The following is a 17946-nucleotide window of genomic DNA, read 5'->3' as shown; positions in this document are numbered from 1 at the left end:
AGATAAAATAATGATTCCAAATTTTAAAGCACATCCATGGCACGGAATTTCTGCAGGAGAAGATGCGCCAAATGTTGTAAACGTATTTGTGGAAATTGTTCCTTCAGATACTATTAAATATGAAGTAGATAAAGAAACCGGATACTTAAAAGTAGACAGACCACAGAAATTCTCTAACATCATTCCTGCTTTATATGGTTTTGTTCCAAGAACATACTGTGATAAGGAAGTAATGAGACTTGCTGTAGAATCAGGAGCTACTGATGTTACAATGGGAGATCATGACCCTCTTGATATTTGTGTTTTAAGTTCTCACAATATTCATGCCGGAGGTTTATTGATGGAGGCTATTCCAATCGGAGGTTTCAAAATGATTGACGGAGGTGAAGCTGATGATAAAATCGTTGCAGTAATGATCAACGACCACGCTTTCGGACACTTCAGAGATATTTCTGAATTGCCAGAAGCTGAAGTAAAAAGATTAATGCACTACTTCCTTACCTATAAAAATTTACCGGATGAGCCTGCAAAATGCAGAATCCAGGAGGTTTACGGAGCTGAGCACGCAAGAAAAGTGATTAAAGCTTCTCAAACAGATTATGCAGATAAATTCGGAGGATAAGATTCTCTTAATTCAATACAATAAAAGGGTAGACAGTTTCTGTTTATCCTTTTTTATTGAAACAAAGTAAAGTTCTTTCCGGAAATTATACAACGAATTGTCATCACGGGCAGATATTAAGCAATCTTTTTTATTCAATTATTAAATCTGAATAGTTGAAATTATTCAAAGAATTTTCATGCAGGTAATTTCTCTGAAACCTTTATTCAATACCGTTTTTTTATAGATTTTGATCCATATTGTTTCGTTGCAGAATTATGATTATTTTGGATGATAAACATCATACTGTTAAGTTTTTTAATGCTTTGATGGTAATTATTTATTATATTTAATTTTCTATTACCAAAAAAATATTAAACTATGGATCTATTTGTGTTAGTGCCAGTTTTTGGTGTCGTAGCGTTACTTTATACATTTCTTCAGAGCAACTGGGTAAATAAACAGAATGCCGGAAATGAAAAAATGAAAATAATCAGCGGTCATATTGCAGACGGTGCAATGGCTTTTCTAAAGGCTGAATATAAAATCTTAATGTATTTCGTGGTGGTAGTTGCGATTCTACTTGCCGTAATGGGATCAAGCAATGCCAACTCACATTGGAGTATCGGAATTGCTTTTGCTGTAGGAGCCGTATTTTCCGCATCAGCAGGCTTTATCGGAATGAAAATAGCGACTAAAGCCAATGTCAGGACAGCAGAAGCTGCAAGAACTTCACTATCGAAAGCTCTTAAAGTATCATTTACAGGAGGTTCTGTTATGGGAATGGGAGTTGCCGGACTTGCTGTTTTAGGATTAGGATCATTATTCCTGATTATTAAGCAGATTTTTGCGCCTGATGCCACAGTAGATTCTCATGAAATGGAAAAGACCATTGAAATTCTTACCGGATTTTCTCTAGGTGCAGAATCCATAGCCCTTTTTGCAAGAGTAGGAGGCGGTATTTATACAAAAGCGGCAGATGTAGGTGCTGACCTTGTTGGAAAAGTAGAAGCTGGAATTCCTGAAGATGATCCCCGAAATCCTGCAACGATTGCAGATAACGTAGGAGATAATGTAGGAGATGTAGCGGGAATGGGTGCCGACCTTTTCGGATCTTATGTTGCAACAGTTCTGGCAACTATGGTATTAGGCAGAGAAACGGTTTCCGATGATGCCTTCGGAGGCTTTGCTCCAATCCTTTTACCAATGCTGATTGCAGGAACAGGAATTATATTTTCAATGATTGGAACTCTATTTGTGAAAATTAATGATAATGAAGGTTCATCCACTTCCAGTGTACAGAATGCTTTAAACCTTGGAAACTGGGGAAGTATTGTTATTACAGCCATTTCATCTTACTTTCTGGTAACTTATATCCTTCCTGAAAAAATGATTTTAAGAGGGCATGAGTTTACTAAAATGGGAGTATTTGGTGCCATCATGGTAGGATTGGTTGTAGGTACTTTAATGAGTATTATTACAGAATACTATACCGCAATGGGTAAAAGACCTGTTTCCAGCATTGTGAGACAGTCTTCTACCGGACATGCAACAAATATTATCGGAGGGCTTTCTGTTGGTATGGAATCTACTTTACTTCCGATTATCGTATTGGCAGGAGGAATCTATGGATCTTATCTGTGTGCCGGACTTTATGGAGTTGCTATTGCAGCGGCAGGAATGATGGCTACTACAGCTATGCAGCTGGCGATTGATGCCTTTGGACCTATTGCTGATAATGCAGGCGGTATTGCAGAAATGAGTGAACTTCCCAAAGAAGTACGTGAAAGAACAGATATCCTGGATGCTGTAGGAAATACAACGGCAGCTACCGGAAAAGGATTTGCAATTGCTTCAGCAGCGTTGACAGCATTAGCATTATTTGCTGCTTTTGTTGGGATTGCAGGCATTGATGGTATTGATATTTACAGAGCAGATGTTTTGGCCGGCTTATTTGTTGGCGGAATGATACCGTTTATTTTTTCATCATTGGCAATCACTGCAGTTGGACAGGCAGCTATGGCTATGGTAGAAGAAGTAAGGAGACAGTTCCGTGAAATTCCTGGGATTTTAGAAGGAAAAGCACAACCTGAATATGAAAAATGTGTTGCCATTTCTACAGATGCATCCATCAGAAAAATGATGCTGCCTGGTGCTATAGCGATCATTTCTCCACTTTTAATCGGATTTATTTTTGGTCCTGAAGTGTTGGGAGGATTTTTGGCTGGTGCTACGGTATGTGGTGTTTTGATGGGAATGTTCCAGAACAATGCAGGAGGTGCCTGGGATAATGCTAAAAAATCATTTGAAAAAGGAGTGGATATCAATGGTCAGACTTATTACAAAGGTTCAGAGCCACATAAAGCATCTGTAACAGGAGATACAGTGGGAGATCCTTTTAAAGATACTTCCGGACCATCCATGAATATCCTGATCAAATTAATGTCCATCGTTTCTTTGGTAATTGCACCTACTTTAGCAGTATTGCATAAAGATAAAATCGAAGCCAATAGAAAGGCGAAAATTGAAAGTCTTACCGGTGTATCTGCTACAGCGGCTGGCCATACAGATCTTACAACAGTTCCGGTTTCCCCTGGTGAAGTTCAGGGACATCTTAATGAAAGTGGTGATTTTGTATATGAAACAGGAAATATTCAGAAAATAAAACTGGATGGAGGAAAAACAATTGCTATAGGAGATGGAAGCCAGCTTTACCAGCTTTATAATGTGGTGAAACAAAAAGATAAATCTGCCTTAGACCCCAACAAATGGTATACTATTGAAAACCTTTATTTTGAAACAGGTTCCAGTGATCTGAAAGCAGAATCCGCACTACAGTTGAATACTTTAGCTGAAATCTTAAATGCATATCCGGATTTGAAAATAAAACTCGGCGGATATACAGATAACAGTGGTAATGAAGATAGTAATATTAAGTTATCCAATCTAAGAGCTCAAACCGCGAAGCTGAAACTTCTTGAGTTAGGCATTTCTGCAGACAGGATAGAAGCGGAAGGATATGGATCACAGCATCCTGTATGTGAAGCTAATGATACTGACGAATGCAAAGCGAAAAACAGAAGGATTGATGTAAGAGTTCTGGCTCTTTAAAATCAATTTAAATACAATAGAAAAGCATCGCCCTGGCGGTGCTTTTCTATTATATTAAAAAAAATAAGCAAACAAAGTACCCATAATCATCTGTGAAAATCTGTGTAATCTGTGGGAAAAAATACATAGAAAAAATCAAAGATTCCTTTTTAAATGTTCCAAAGCCTGGATAATCAGTTCATCCTTTTTAGCAAAGCTAAACCTTACATAATCTGAATTTTGTCTTGAATTGTAAAAAGCCGAAAGTGGAAGACAAGATACTTTTTTCTCAATCGTAAGCCATTTTGAAAACTCCACATCCGTCATTGTTTTTGAAATATTCCTGAAGTTAACGATCTGAAAAACACTTCCTTCTGCCTGTTGCTCTACTTGGAGGGGAGTTTCCTGGATCAGCTGATTAAAAATATTTCTTTTATTCTGCATTATCTCTTTATTGATAGCCGGGTCGAATACATCCAGATACTTTGCGATAGCATATTGCGCCGGAGCATTGGCACTGTAAGAAATATACTGTTGATGGCACTGAAATCTTGTTGTTAAAGCTTCAGAAGCAAGCATGTAACTCACTTTCCACCCGGAAGTATGAAACATTTTACCAAAAGAAAAAACACAAAACGTCTTTTCCCTAAGCTCTGGATGCATAAAAGAACTGTAATGTTCAGCTTCGTCATAACAGTAGGTATCATATATCTCTTCAGAAATCAAATAAATATTACGGCCCTTAATCAGTTCATATAACTGATCCCATTCTTCCTTTCTCCATACTTTTCCGGTTGGATTCTGGGGAGAGTTTACAATGACTGCTTTGGTTTTTTCAGTAATGCAGTTTTTAAACAAATCCCAGTTGATCATAAAATCACTGCCAAGATCATAATAAACAGGGATTCCACCATTCATGACAACAGCAGGTCCGTAAGTATAGTAAGACGGCTGGATAATAATTACTTCATCATTTTGATTAAGAATTGATTTGAGGGAAGTATATAAAGCAAAGGTTGCACAGGGAACAATGGTGACTTCTTTATTTGTGATGCAGATTTTATTAGCCCTTTTGGCATTGAAACGGATGATACTTTCAATCAGAAGGGGATTCCCGGCAAGAGGTTCATAGTGATAAGTCTCTTTTTCGGCAGCTTCTTTTAAAAAAAATTTAAGTCGTTCATCAATATCAAAATCGGGAAGGCCCAGAGAAAGATCAAAGCTTCCGTGTCTGGTTGCCAGTTCGGACATTTCCGTAAAAAAGGAATAATGAGTAAATCCGTAAATTTTATCCACCTATTTTGTATTTTAATCAAATATAATAAAAATTCAATATTATTTTAAGTTTAAAATTGAAGTATTGTTAATTTCATAATGAATAACATATGATTTTGTGATTTTGATATCTCATGTGGGAATTCAATAAAAATTGTTATTTTTAAGAAATTTATTCTTTATGAAAAAAATACTTATCCCGTTATTGGGCATGGCTGTAGTGACCAGTTGTGGAACGGCAAAAATACCTGATGGGAATTCTTCACATCCTGTTTCTACAAAACACAGTAAGGCATTTAACAATGCATACAAGGTGATTAACGCTGAGGATTTAAAGAAAAATCTGTATGTTATAGCAGCAGATGATATGGAGGGACGTGATACGGGAAGTAAAGGACAGAAGAAGGCGGGAGAGTATATGATTAATTACTATAAAAATCTTGGTATTTCCGGACCGAAAGCATTAGGCTCATACTATCAGAAAGTTCCATCTGAATTTATGAGACAAAGAGGTGGAGGCAATCTTCCTGATTCTGAAAATATTTTAGCTTTTATCGAAGGAAGCGAAAAACCGGATGAGATTGTTGTGGTTTCCGCACATTATGATCATGTAGGTACAAAAAATGGAGTAGTATACAATGGAGCAGATGATGACGGAAGCGGAACTGTAGCTGTAATGGAAATTGCTAAGGCATTCCAGCAGGCTAAAAAAGCAGGAAAAGGGCCTAAAAGATCGATCCTTTTTCTACACGTTACGGGAGAAGAGCACGGATTATTTGGTTCAGAATACTATTCCGAAAATCCTGTTTTCCCATTAGCCAATACCGTTGTTGACCTTAATATTGATATGATTGGGCGTGATGATCCTGCCAACAGAGGAAAACAATATGTGTATGTCATAGGTTCTGAAATGTTAAGTTCTCAGCTTAAAGTAATTAACGAAGCAGCCAACAAGAGAACCAATAACCTGGAACTTAATTACAAATATGATGATTTGAATGATCCTGAACAATTATATTACCGTTCAGATCACTATAATTTCGCCAAACATGATATTCCTGTAGCATTCTTCTTTGATGGTATTCATGAAGATTATCATAAACCAACAGATGATCCTGAAAAGATTGATTACCAACTGTTAGAAAAAAGAACCCAGCTTATTTTTACAACAGCCTGGGATATTGCCACCAGAGAAGAAAGAATTGTGGTTGACAGAAAATAATCGTAAGATTTTAAGTTACACCAAATAGGAATCCTTGCCAAGGTTTTAAAACTTGACAAGGATTATGAGTAAAAAATATTTACGCCTTTGCGTTTATCAACAAATTACCATGAACATCATTATCCGAGAAGCAAGACCGGAAGATATTCCGCAAATACAGATTGTGAGAAACTCCGTGAAAGAAAACACGCTGTCAGATCCAGGTTTGGTTACAAATAAAGACTGTGAGGAATTTCTTTTTCATAGAGGAAAAGGATGGGTATGTGAGGCAGAAGGTAAGATTGTAGGCTTTTCCATTGCTGACTTGAAAGAAAACAATGTCTGGGCTTTGTTCGTACATCCTGATTTTGAAAACCAGAGAATCGGCAAAAAACTTCATGACATTATGCTCGACTGGTACTTTGAACAAAAGAAAGACGATCTATGGCTTGGTACTTCACCCGGAACACGGGCTGAAAATTTCTACAGAAAATCCGGATGGAAAGAAACAGGAACCCATGGAAGAGGAGAGGTCAAGTTTGAAATGACCTATGAACATTGGAAAAATAAAACAGTATGACACCGAAGCTAAAATCCATCAGACCTTTTATCGGAGCACAGAATTTTGAGATCAGTAGAAATTTTTACAGAGATCTCGGGTTTGAAGAAGTTGTTCTGGAGCCCAAACTATCGCTGTTTAAGAGGGAAGAAATAGGCTTTTACCTTCAGGATTATTATACAAAAGATTGGGTCGATAATACCATGATCTTTATGGAAGTGGCCAATACAGATGAATTCTGGAAGGAGCTTTTATCTTTAAAGCTTACAGATGTTTATGAGAATGTAAAACTTACTCCTGTAAGAACGATGGAGTGGGGAAAAGAGTGTTTTGTGCATGATCCTTCAGGGATCTTGTGGCATTTTGGCGAGTTTTTTTAAGAGAATAGAATATGATTTACGCATTTGATACCTATTATTATGAGGATTATGCCAATACTGTATGTATTGCATTTGAGGACTGGACGTCTGAAAAAGAAGTGGAAGTTTTTGTAGAACAGACTGCTGTAAGCTCAGGATATGAAAGCGGGGCATTTTACAAAAGAGAATTACCCTGCATTTTAAGTTTGCTGACGAAAATTGTATTAAAACCAGAAGATATTATCATTGTTGACGGATATGTTACTCTTGACAATGATGGAAAAATAGGTTTAGGTGGGCACCTTTATGAAGCATTGGAAGAAAAATGTCCTATTATTGGGATTGCAAAAAATGAATTTACAACTCCGGATTCCCAAAGGAGAAATGTGTTTCGCGGAGAAAGTAAAACACCACTTTTTGTGACGGCCAAAGGAATGGATGTAGATGAAGTTCAATTAAAAGTAGAACAAATGCATGGCACTTACAGAATGCCCACACTGCTTAAAAAACTGGATCAGCTGAGTAGAACATAAAAAGTTAAAGTCTTACTTATTACAGTAAGACTTTTTTAAAATATTTAATATACCAATCGGTATATTTTGATTATCTTTGTATTAGTCTCTTGTGAAAGTAAAGGGAATTTTTTTAATTATAAATATACCGATTGGTATTTAAAATTAATTCAAATGAAAGAAGTATTTATATTAGCTGCAAAGCGATCTCCGGTAGGTGGTTTTATGGGAAGCTTGTCCGGGCTTACAGCTCCTCAGCTTGGAGCAGCTGTAATTAAAAATGCCTATGAAAACATCGGATTGGCTCCGGAACATATAGACAGTGTGTATATGGGAAATGTACTCAGTGCCGGACTGGGCCAGTCTCCTGCAAGACAGGCAGCTATTTTTGCTGGAATTCCCGTAGATAAAGATGCAACAACGGTAAACAAAGTCTGTGCTTCCGGAATGAAGTCGGCAATGATTGGTGCTCAGCAGATTCAGCTTGGCCTGGAACATATTGTGATGACCGGGGGTATGGAAAGTATGAGCAATGTTCCACATTATGTTAAACTTCGTCAGGGAACAAAATTAGGAGATACCAGTCTTACGGATGGTGTGATCAAAGATGGTCTGTGGGATGTATACAATGATTTCCATATGGGAAGTGCAGCAGAATTGGGTGTGAAGAAATACGGATTAACACGACAGCAGCTTGATGAATACGCTTTGTTTTCCTACCATCGTGCTCAGGAAGCAGCGAAAAACGGTAAGTTCAGCAATGAATTGATCCAGATATCAACTAACGGAAAGAAAGGACCTATAATTGTAGATAAAGACGAAGACATAGACAAACTTATTCCGGAGAAGATTTCTCTTTTGAAACCGGCATTTGAAGCAGATGGTACACTCACAGCCGCTAATTCCAGTAATCTGAATGATGGAGCTGCAGCAATACTATTAGGATCTTCACAGGCTCTACATCAGCATAATCTTGAACCCTTAGCCAAAATCATAGCATATGCAGACGCGGCTCAGTCCCCGGAATGGTTTACCACTTCTCCGTCTATTGCCATTCAAAAGGTGCTGGAACAAACAGGTCTCAGTTTATCCGATATTGATTATTTCGAGATTAATGAAGCATATTCCTCAGTGATTTTATCCAACCAGCAGATTTTGGGTTATGACCTGAATAAAGTAAATGTATATGGTGGTGCGGTTGCTTTGGGACACCCTATTGGTGCTTCAGGAGCAAGAATTATCACAACATTAGTTAGTGTACTTCGTCAGGAAAAAGGAAGATTGGGGATAGCTGCCATCTGTAATGGAGGAGGCGGAGCGTCTGCTGTTCTCATCGAAAATGTAAGTTAACCGATTAGATTTCACTCTTTAAAGCAAAAAGATCTTTCTTGAAAAATAATTTAAGGAAGATCTTTTTTATAGGTAACAGATTGATTATCCATAAGTAAATTAAATTATTTAACATTCATTAATTGAATGCAAACCACCTATTTTTACTAAACTGACAAATATCATTACATTGTTATTTTTATTCATTCTAAATAAATATAAATTTGTCTCAAGAAATTTAATCAAAAAATGAAAAAAATAACTACTCTTTCTGGTATTGTACTTTGTTCACTGGCAAATGCACAACTGCAATATTGCATGCCTGCGTTCCAGTATGGAGCTGACAGCAATATGATCAGTAATGTTACCTTCGGAAGCATTAATAATTCATCGCCGGTTCAGTCCGGAAATGCGCAAATTTATGAGAATTTTACATCAATGTCTACAGATTTGCAACCTGGAAGTAATTATAATATATCTGTAACAGGTCCTTCCAGTACATTTCCGAGTGATGTAGTTGTTTTTATAGACTTTAATCAGAATGGTAATTTTGATGATGCTGGAGAAAGCTTCTACATTGGGAGACTTGAAGCAGCCAATCCGGCCAATGCATTTACGATCAATAATATTATAACAGTTCCTGCGAATGCTGCCAGTGGAAGTACAAAAATGAGGGTTCTCAAAAATACAAATGTCCAGGCCTACTCAAATCCAGCAGCTGCTAATTCTATAAGCTCAGCTTGTGACGCCAGCTTAAGAGCAGGGCAGGCTGAAGATTACACTGTCAATATTGTCGGAAATACAGCTAATTTCCCGGCTCCTTACTGTGGTACTGAAAATGTGACCAGCCTTACGGTAAGCGAAATAAGTAAGGTGGAATTTGCAGGAACTGTAAGAAACAGTGCCATTGATGGTAATTCAGACGTTCTTGAAAATTTTACAGCGACTGTCTTTACTGTAAACCGCGGAAATAGTTATCCTATAACGGTAACAGGAGGTACTCATGGACAGAATACTGTATCAGTGTATGCTTACATTGATTTCAACCATAATAATCAATTTGATGCTGATGAGAAGTTTAACCTGGGTTATCTGGATAATTCCAATCCGGTTACTACGACAGAATCAGGAATTACATCCGGTACTATTACAATTCCGGCAGGAGCACAGCTGGGAGAAACCCGTTTCAGATTGGTAAAAGCATATGAATCCAGTTCATGGATGGGAACTTTGGAGAATCTTCCTTGTCCTTCAGGATGGTTTATCGGGCAGGCAGAAGACTATACGCTTAATATTCAACCGGAAAGCCTTTCCACTGTGGAAGTTTCTAAAGATACTTCTGCCAATGCTAAAATATATCCAAACCCTACAACAAATTCGGTGAATATCAGAATGAAAGAAGGGCTGGAGAAATATGAAATTTACAATATGTCAGGGCAGAAGATGCTGGAGGGAAGTTCGATGACAGTTTCTATGGACAATTTTATCCCCGGAACATATCTTATTAAAATCCTGACAAAGAATCATAAAACAGTCACAGAAAAGATTATTAAGAAATAGACACATCATATCTAAATCATATCCATATCAATTTTTGTTTTTTAATCGACAGGTCCTTTACCTGTCGGTTTTTTTATTTAAAAAAATATTTAAATATTATGAACCGGACTCCAATAAATCCATAAGATCCTGTTTAGAGAGTCCCTGAAGTTTCTTCCCATCTGTGGTGAGCAGATTCTGAGCCAGCTGTTTTTTCTTTTTCTGAAGGGTGAGAATTTTTTCCTCTACTGTATTTGAGCAGATCATCCTTACTGCAATTACATTTTTGGTTTGTCCTATACGGTAACTTCGGTCAATAGCCTGGTTTTCAGCTGCAGGATTCCACCAAGGGTCTACGAGATAAATATAATCAGCCTGAGTAAGATTAAGACCTACACCACCAGCTTTTAAACTGATCAGAAATACACGGATATCTTTATTTTTCTGGAAATTTGATACTTTTTCTCCTCTGTCTTTAGTCTGTCCTGTAAGATATTCAAACTGAATATTATGGCGTTTCAGTTCAGTCTTTATCAGATCCAGCATTCCGACAAACTGGGAGAAGACAAGGATTTTGTGATCTTGTGATTTTCCAAGGATCTGTTCCATCAAAATCTCGATTTTAATGGCATTTTCACCGGAATATCCCTCTTTCATCAAGACAGGAGAATTACAGATCTGTCTGAGCCTGGTAAGTCCTGTAAGAACATGCATGCTGTTTTTGTTCAGGTCATCGTCATCATTGGCCGCAATAAACTCGCGAAGCTCTTTTTCATAAGCGTCATAGATTTTGCGCTGTTCTGCATTCATCTCACAGTAGATAACTGTTTCTGTTTTTTCAGGAAGCTCTTTAGCCACCTGTTTCTTGGTTCTTCTGAGGATAAATGGCTTTATCTTTTGCTGAAGCTCAGTGGCACGTTTACTGTACTCGAATTTATCAATAGGAATAGCATAAATATCTTTAAAATACTGCTTGCTTCCCAAAAGTCCCGGACAAGCAAAAGAAAGCTGGCTGTAAAGATCAAAAGTACTGTTTTCAACAGGAGTACCGGTCAGTACAATCCTGTTTCTCGATTGAAGCAGCCGCGCCGCTTTATATCTTTCCGAATTTGGGTTTTTAATCACCTGTGATTCATCCAGAAAAATATAATTGAAATTAAAATTTTTCAAAAACTTAATGTCCGAAAGAAGCATTCCATAAGTAGTGAGGACTACTTCATAATCAGGCATATGAGTCGTTGTCTTTGGCCGGTCTGCTCCATAATGCAGCAGGACTTTTATAGAAGGCGCAAACTTGCTGATCTCGTCCTGCCAGTTGAAAAGCAGGGAAGTAGGAACTACAATAAGATTCGTGGTGTGTCCCCGTTTTTCCCTCTGAGAAAGAATGAAAGCAATAATCTGAATGGTTTTCCCAAGTCCCATATCATCTGCGAGACACCCTCCGAAGTTGAATCCGTCAAGAAAATTAAGCCAGTTCAGCCCTTCATGCTGATAATCTCTGAGTTCAGCGTTAAGTTCAGCCGGGATATTGACGTTGGGAATATTTTTTACTTTGGAGAACTTGGTGGAATACGTGGTGAGTTCCTCCTGAACTTCCTGGCTCAGGATTTCCTTTTCAAATAATGAGGTAACTTCCGTAAAATTAATTTTCGGAATCTTTAAGAGCTCTTCGTCAATTTCTCCTGCATGAAAGTAAGCGGCTATTTTTTCCATCCATTCTTCAGGGAGAATCCCCAGGCTGCCATCGTCCAGCTGAACGAATTTACTTTTATTGCGGATCGCCCGGTGAAGCTGTTTTAAAGAGGCTTCTTTAGGACCAAAACCCACTTTTAATTTAGCATTAAACCAATCCAGGCCACTGGTAATCTGAATGTTGATTTTTGCCCGGTGGGAATTTAATTTGTTGTTTTTTAACTCGTTAAAGCCTAATATCGTTATCCCTTCATTCCTCCAGATCTCAAATGCATCAAGAAACCAGTTGTTATCCAAGAATTTATCCCTGTGAAGATAAAAATACTGATAGCCGTCCATCTGCTCTTCAAAATCAGGGTGCTGTTGCATGATCAAAGAAGTAAAGCGGGCTTCTGCCGATTCATTTCTCTCTATTTTAAAGGGATTTCCATTCTGGTCCGTATCAAAAAGCTGTTTCCGGGAATACACAGGAACTTCTACGTCTCCGTATTTCATTACCGGTGTGATTCCTATATAATTTTCCTGCTGGCGCAGATAAACGACTCTTTCGGTCTGATAATTTTTGTCTTCAAGCTGTACTTTTGTTGCGGGTTGTATATAGTTGTAATTGATGTGAATACGTTCTTCAATGGCGGAAAGAATGTTTTGCATGAACGCTTCGTATTTTGAAGAATGGATCAGTAAAATCTCATTATTTGCCTTAAAGAACCTGATGACTTTGAGCATGTCAGGATCGTCTACAAAGCTGAAAATGTTTCGGTTATATACAAAATACTCATTTCTGAGAACAATATTTTTGAAAGGAATGGAAATGTCATTAAACAGTAATTCTCCGGTTATTTCATAAAATGGATCTTTCTTAAATACAGATAATTGAACCTCGGCATCTAAAGTATTTAATTCAACGTGAGAAAGTGACTTTGCGGAAACCGTTTCTGCAATTTCCCGGTCGTGATAATAGACTTCCAGCTGAAGAGGATTCTGTACGATGAGTTTTAAAGCTTCCAGTTCCGAAGGGTTGTAATCTTCATTGTAATTATTCTGGAAAGAGGTAATGGCTGTATAAAATTTAATGTTTGCGGGTTTCTCTGCTTTCCAAATCAACTGCATGGCATCTACAGAAGTCACAGGATTTTTGATCTTGCCTGTCTGCGTTATTTCCGCTTCCATTAGGGAGAAGGTCATGTGGTTATAATAACGGTGCTTACCGATAACCAATATCTGTTTTTTTCCTGTTTCCAACACAGTCAGTTCATCCAGTCTGGAAGGAAGCTGAGGAAGAAGATCTCTTTGAAGCATCACCTCATCTACAGGAAGCATTTCCTTGATCTTAGGAAGGATTTCAATTTTACCCTCTCTATATTCAAGCTGAAAATATTGATCCAGATCCGGTTCATTTTCCAGTCCATATCCTTTGGCTTTGGGGAGAAGGGCTTTTTTACGGAGAATATCATCAAAAAAAAGGCGGTAATTTTTATCCTCAATAATACAATGGATAATTTCTGCCTGATGGGAACAAAGCTGGTCTTTCTGGTTATCACACGTGCAGGAGCAGAGTAATGAACTGCCAACCTTGCTGATGCTGACCATTGGAAAATCCTGTAATGAAGATTGCTTTGTAAATATTCCTGTATTGTTTTCAATAGCAGCAGGGTAGATTTCGCGAAAATCCCTGATTCCAATAAATGCACTGTCTGAGGTATGTTTCAGCAGGTCATATACGGAAAGTGTACTGATATTGATGTTGTCAAGAATATATTCTGCCATAAAAATAGATGGAGACAAACTTACAAAAAACAAATGTATTTAAGAATCCGTTTTGGCTACAGCTTACCCCATTTTGGCAACTCCTGTGTTTCTTCTAATGCTGAACTTTGTCCTGTAATTTTAAACAAAGAAAAATGAAAACAATTTTTATAACAGGTGCTTCTACAGGATTAGGAAAAGCAACTGCCCAATTATTTCAAAACAATGGATGGAGAGTAATCGCTACCATGAGAAACCCTGAAGCTGCTGCTGATCTTGCAGGTTTGGAGAACGTAACTGTACTTCCATTGGATGTTACCAATCCGGAGCAGATTAAGTCTACAGTAAAACAGGCTCTTGAACTTGGAGCAATCGATGTGGTATACAATAACGCAGGATATGGTTTAATAGGACCTTTGGAAGCGCTTTCTGATGAGCAAATCGTAAAACAGCTGGACACGAATTTACTAGGGGTTATACGTGTTACACAGGCATTTATTCCTTACTTCAGAGAACAGAAAAAAGGAATGTTTATTTCTACAACGTCTATAGGAGGACTTGTTGCATTCCCATTGGGCTCTACTTATCATGCTACCAAGTGGGCGCTTGAAGGATGGAGCGAAAGTTTAGCTTTTGAGCTTAATACTTTAGGAATTGATATTAAAACTGTCTCTCCGGGAGGAATCAAGACCGATTTTGTAAGCCGCTCTCTGGACTCAGCATCCAGCCCTGCTTATGAAGATATGACGAACTCTCTGTTTTCTAAAATGGAAGGAATGATGGAAGCTGCTTCTACCCCTGAGCAGATTGCAGCAGTAGTGTATGAGGTTGCTACAGACGGTAAAAAGCAGCTGAGATATGTAGCCGGAGAAGATGCTAAGGCGATCTATGCACAGCGTCTTGAATTAGGTGATGAAGCATTCAGAGAGCAGTTTGGCAAACAGTTTATTTAATCAGGTTTTTGGAAGACAGTATAAAGTAAATCACATTTATACTGTCTTTTCAATCAAATAATTTATAATTTTATATCATGGAAAAGAAAGATAACATTCCTCTGAAAATTTCATCCATATCGGAACTGCACGACATGTTGCAGCTCCCTAAGCCGCTTCATCCGTTGGTAAGTCTTGTGGATAATACAAAGATGAGCATTAAAAAAGATATGCTCAAGAGAAGCTTTATCCTGAATTTTTATAAAATTTCGTATAAATATTCTACTGTTGGAAAAATGGGTTATGGACAGGGATATTATGATTTTAATGAGGGAGGAATGATGTTCACAGCACCTGGACAGGTTCTTTCCACTGATGAGAATGCAGAATACTGCGGTTATACGTTACTGGTACACCCGGATTTTATCAGAAGCTATCCTTTAGCAAAGAATATCAAAAACTTTGGTTTCTTTTCTTACGATACAAATGAGGCGCTGCATTTATCTGATCAGGAAAAAACAATGATAACTGGACTACTTGATAATATTGGAAATGAATTAAATACAGCTATCGATGAAGTGAGCCAGGACGTTATTGTTTCTTATATTGATGTTCTTCTCAATTACAGCAACCGTTTCTATAAAAGACAGTTTATCACAAGAAAGGCTGTAAATAGTGATCTGTTGACAAAAATGGATGTTGTACTGGAAAACTATTTCAATCAGCAGGAAACATTGAATAAAGGGCTTCCTACAGTAGAGTTTCTGGCCTCTACACTCAATCTGTCACCGCATTATCTGAGTGATATGCTTCGCAACCTTACAGGATTAAATGCCCAGCAGCATATTCATGAAAAACTGATTGAAAAGGCAAAAGAATATCTTACCACTACAGGTTTTTCTGTATCTGAAGTAGCATATGCACTAGGATTTGAGCATCCGCAGTCATTCAATAAGCTGTTTAAAAAGAAAACGGATAAAACTCCTCTGAGTTACAGGCAATCTTTCAATTAGATAAAAAATACCCGGTTCAAATGTCGGGTGTTTTTATTTTTATACTGACTTTGAATGTTTTTAGTCAGGATTTTGTTTTTCTTTTATCAAAACTTCAATTTTGTTTTTTGCAGTTGCCCATTCATCATCCAAAATACTGTAATAAGCTGCATTTCTTGTACTGCCATCGCTGAGAACTTTGTCTTTGCGTAAAATACCTTCAAATACACCACCGATTTTTTCGATGGCTTTTCTTGATCTGAAGTTATCATCTTTGGTTTTCAATTGTACCCTGTTTGTTTTCAGCACATCGAAGCAGAAGGTGAGTAGTAGTAATTTGCATTCAAGGTTGATGGCTGTTCCCCAGAATTCTTTGGTGATCCATGTCCATCCGATTTCCAGTTTTCTGTCTGCCGGATATATTTCAAAAAAACGGGTGGAACCAATCAGTTTTCCGGTTTCTTTATAGCGTATTATAAACGGATATTGATTCCCGGTTTCTCTTTCTGACAAAGCAAATTCATACGTTTTATAAAACATTGTTTCCTCTGAACAGTCTGTAGGAATCAGTTCCCAAAGTTCTTTATCTGAAGCAGCAGCATATAATTCTTCAAAATGCAGTTTTTCAAGAGGAATTAATTCCACTGTTTCTCCTTTCAAAACTGTCGGATAGGGAATCCATTTTTCTTTCATGATTCATTTTTATACATCGAAATTAATGAAAAATGAATATCCGTGTTCAAAAAACAAAGTGATTTTCTACCATAACAATCTAGTGCATTTCTGTTATTGGTTAAAATGGAACATAAAAATGACAAAAATGAACTAGATTTTAATGGGTGTGTCTATCTAAATTTGCAGAAGGAATTTTTATCATCCTGTTATAATGAACGAGAGCGAATCTTTTAATGCAAAAATGCCAACAGCCTGTTTTTTACTTTTCTTTGCCCATGGACTTGTCTTTTCTTCCTGGGCGAGCCGGATTCCTATCATTAAAACCGCGCTTTCCATCAATGAAGCACAATTGGGAACACTTTTACTTCTCATGCCGATAGGGCAGCTTTCAACAATGGTTTTAGCCGGAAAACTGATCAGTATCTATGGAAGCAGCGGCATTATTAAAAGATGCTTTTTGCTGTATCCTTTTTTTCTTTTGTTAATTGGTTTATCACCTTCTTACTGGACGTTGGGTGTTGTTCTGTTCTTCTTTGGAGTTTCCGGGAACATGTGTAATATAGCAATCAATACCCAGGCCATTGAAATAGAATCTATAACGAAAAGAACCCTTCTTTCTTCTTACCATGGAGCCTGGTGTTTTGCGGGGCTTACAGGGGCTGTTGTTGGTTTATTAATGATCAACCTTCATGTAGGAACCTTTTACCATTTTGTTGTTATTTTTATTCTGGTAGGAATACTTTGGTTCTACAGTAAAAGAAATCTGACCAATATTATCCATAAGGCAGAGCCGCAAACCCGTTCAATATTCAAGGCTGTGAATCCTACACTGGTTGGCTTGGGAATTATAGGATTTCTGAGTATGGCGATTGAAGGTGCTATGTTCGACTGGAGCGGGGTTTATTTTCAAACTATAGTTAAAGCCCCAGAAAATCTTGTTATACTGGGATATACAAGTTTTATTTTAATGATGACTTTAGGTCGTTTTATCGGGAACAGGATCATTGAGAAATATGGAAAAAAGATCGTTCTGCAGTGTTGCGGTATTCTGATGAGCGGAGGCCTTTTTCTAAGTGTTTTCTTCCCGGAACTGTGGATCTGTATCATTGCTTTTATGATTATTGGCCTTGGCAGTTCGCTGAGTGTGCCGTCCGTTTATAGTACAGTTGGAAAGGTAAGTACGGTAGCTCCCAGTATTGCATTATCATTTGTTTCCAGCATTTCGTTTTTAGGATTTCTGATGGGGCCGCCTCTTATCGGGTATATTGCTGAAAGTTTTGATCTCAGATATTCATACGGTCTTTTTGCCTGTTTTGGGATTTTACTGGCGGTAATGGCCGGGCAGATGAAAGTATTCAGAAAATCATGATGAATCTCTTTTGCTGGGAATTTTGCCATCAGTTAAGAGTTTTTTGATATGTTTTAGCTTATGATCGTTGATTAA

General features: G+C 37.6%; 14 protein-coding genes. 11 read left to right on the top strand and 3 right to left on the bottom strand.

The features are described from left to right. Positions 1–10 precede the first annotated feature (10 nt). Together OL225_RS09570 and OL225_RS09565 are read left to right on the top strand one after the other, a co-directional pair. Complete coding sequence (locus OL225_RS09570) at positions 11–622, top strand: inorganic pyrophosphatase (protein WP_047375226.1); 612 nt, start codon at positions 11–13, stop codon at positions 620–622. Positions 623–982: 360 nt separating this feature from the next. Continuing rightward, positions 983–3712: a sodium-translocating pyrophosphatase gene (locus OL225_RS09565; RefSeq protein ID WP_264518086.1), complete on the top strand. Its 2730-nt coding sequence runs from the start codon at positions 983–985 to the stop codon at positions 3710–3712. Positions 3713–3847: 135 nt separating this feature from the next. On the opposite strand, the gene OL225_RS09560 is transcribed toward OL225_RS09565, so the two are convergent. Then, positions 3848–4987 (bottom strand): aminotransferase class I/II-fold pyridoxal phosphate-dependent enzyme, encoded by a 1140-nt coding sequence (locus OL225_RS09560; RefSeq protein ID WP_264518085.1) that lies wholly within the window; start codon positions 4985–4987, stop codon positions 3848–3850. A gap of 160 nt (positions 4988–5147) precedes the next feature. Here OL225_RS09560 and OL225_RS09555 point away from each other — a divergent pair, with 160 nt between their 5' ends. The 6 genes from OL225_RS09555 (at position 5148) to OL225_RS09530 (ending at position 10486) form a co-directional block, all read left to right on the top strand. Continuing rightward, on the top strand, positions 5148–6188 hold the full coding sequence (locus OL225_RS09555; RefSeq protein WP_264518084.1) for a M28 family metallopeptidase: 1041 nt from the start codon (positions 5148–5150) through the stop codon (positions 6186–6188). Between the two features lie 109 nt (positions 6189–6297). Continuing rightward, positions 6298–6747, top strand: a complete 450-nt coding sequence (locus OL225_RS09550) for a GNAT family N-acetyltransferase (protein ID WP_264518083.1) — start codon at positions 6298–6300, stop codon at positions 6745–6747. Next, complete coding sequence (locus OL225_RS09545; RefSeq protein ID WP_264518082.1) at positions 6744–7106, top strand: glyoxalase; 363 nt, start codon at positions 6744–6746, stop codon at positions 7104–7106. Before OL225_RS09550 ends, OL225_RS09545 begins: the two co-directional genes overlap by 4 nt. An 11-nt stretch (positions 7107–7117) precedes the next feature. After that, positions 7118–7618 (top strand): endonuclease V, encoded by a 501-nt coding sequence (locus OL225_RS09540; RefSeq protein ID WP_047375216.1) that lies wholly within the window; start codon positions 7118–7120, stop codon positions 7616–7618. A 153-nt stretch (positions 7619–7771) separates the two neighbouring features. Beyond that, entirely contained in the window at positions 7772–8947 is a 1176-nt protein-coding gene (locus tag OL225_RS09535; RefSeq protein WP_264518081.1) for an acetyl-CoA C-acyltransferase, read from the top strand. Between the two features lie 228 nt (positions 8948–9175). Next, positions 9176–10486 (top strand): T9SS type A sorting domain-containing protein, encoded by a 1311-nt coding sequence (locus tag OL225_RS09530; protein WP_264518080.1) that lies wholly within the window; start codon positions 9176–9178, stop codon positions 10484–10486. Positions 10487–10582: 96 nt separating this feature from the next. Here the strand turns inward: OL225_RS09530 and OL225_RS09525 are convergent, their stop codons facing one another. Further along, positions 10583–13924, bottom strand: a complete 3342-nt coding sequence (locus OL225_RS09525; RefSeq protein ID WP_264518079.1) for a DEAD/DEAH box helicase — start codon at positions 13922–13924, stop codon at positions 10583–10585. A 134-nt stretch (positions 13925–14058) separates the two neighbouring features. Here OL225_RS09525 and OL225_RS09520 point away from each other — a divergent pair, with 134 nt between their 5' ends. Together OL225_RS09520 and OL225_RS09515 are read left to right on the top strand one after the other, a co-directional pair. Further along, positions 14059–14856 (top strand): SDR family oxidoreductase, encoded by a 798-nt coding sequence (locus OL225_RS09520; protein ID WP_264518078.1) that lies wholly within the window; start codon positions 14059–14061, stop codon positions 14854–14856. Between the two features lie 77 nt (positions 14857–14933). After that, entirely contained in the window at positions 14934–15848 is a 915-nt protein-coding gene (locus OL225_RS09515; RefSeq protein WP_047375206.1) for a helix-turn-helix domain-containing protein, read from the top strand. 60 nt (positions 15849–15908) lie between these two features. On the opposite strand, the gene OL225_RS09510 is transcribed toward OL225_RS09515, so the two are convergent. Beyond that, complete coding sequence (locus OL225_RS09510) at positions 15909–16520, bottom strand: GNAT family N-acetyltransferase (RefSeq protein WP_264518077.1); 612 nt, start codon at positions 16518–16520, stop codon at positions 15909–15911. A gap of 193 nt (positions 16521–16713) precedes the next feature. Here OL225_RS09510 and OL225_RS09505 point away from each other — a divergent pair, with 193 nt between their 5' ends. Next, positions 16714–17871: an MFS transporter gene (locus tag OL225_RS09505; protein WP_264518076.1), complete on the top strand. Its 1158-nt coding sequence runs from the start codon at positions 16714–16716 to the stop codon at positions 17869–17871. Positions 17872–17946: the final 75 nt, after the last annotated feature.

Origin of the sequence: Chryseobacterium viscerum, from assembly GCF_025949665.1 — a bacterium.
GTDB lineage: Bacteria > Bacteroidota > Bacteroidia > Flavobacteriales > Weeksellaceae > Chryseobacterium > Chryseobacterium viscerum_A.
Note: the sequence above shows the minus strand (reverse complement) of the source record. Positions and strands in the feature narration are given on the sequence as shown.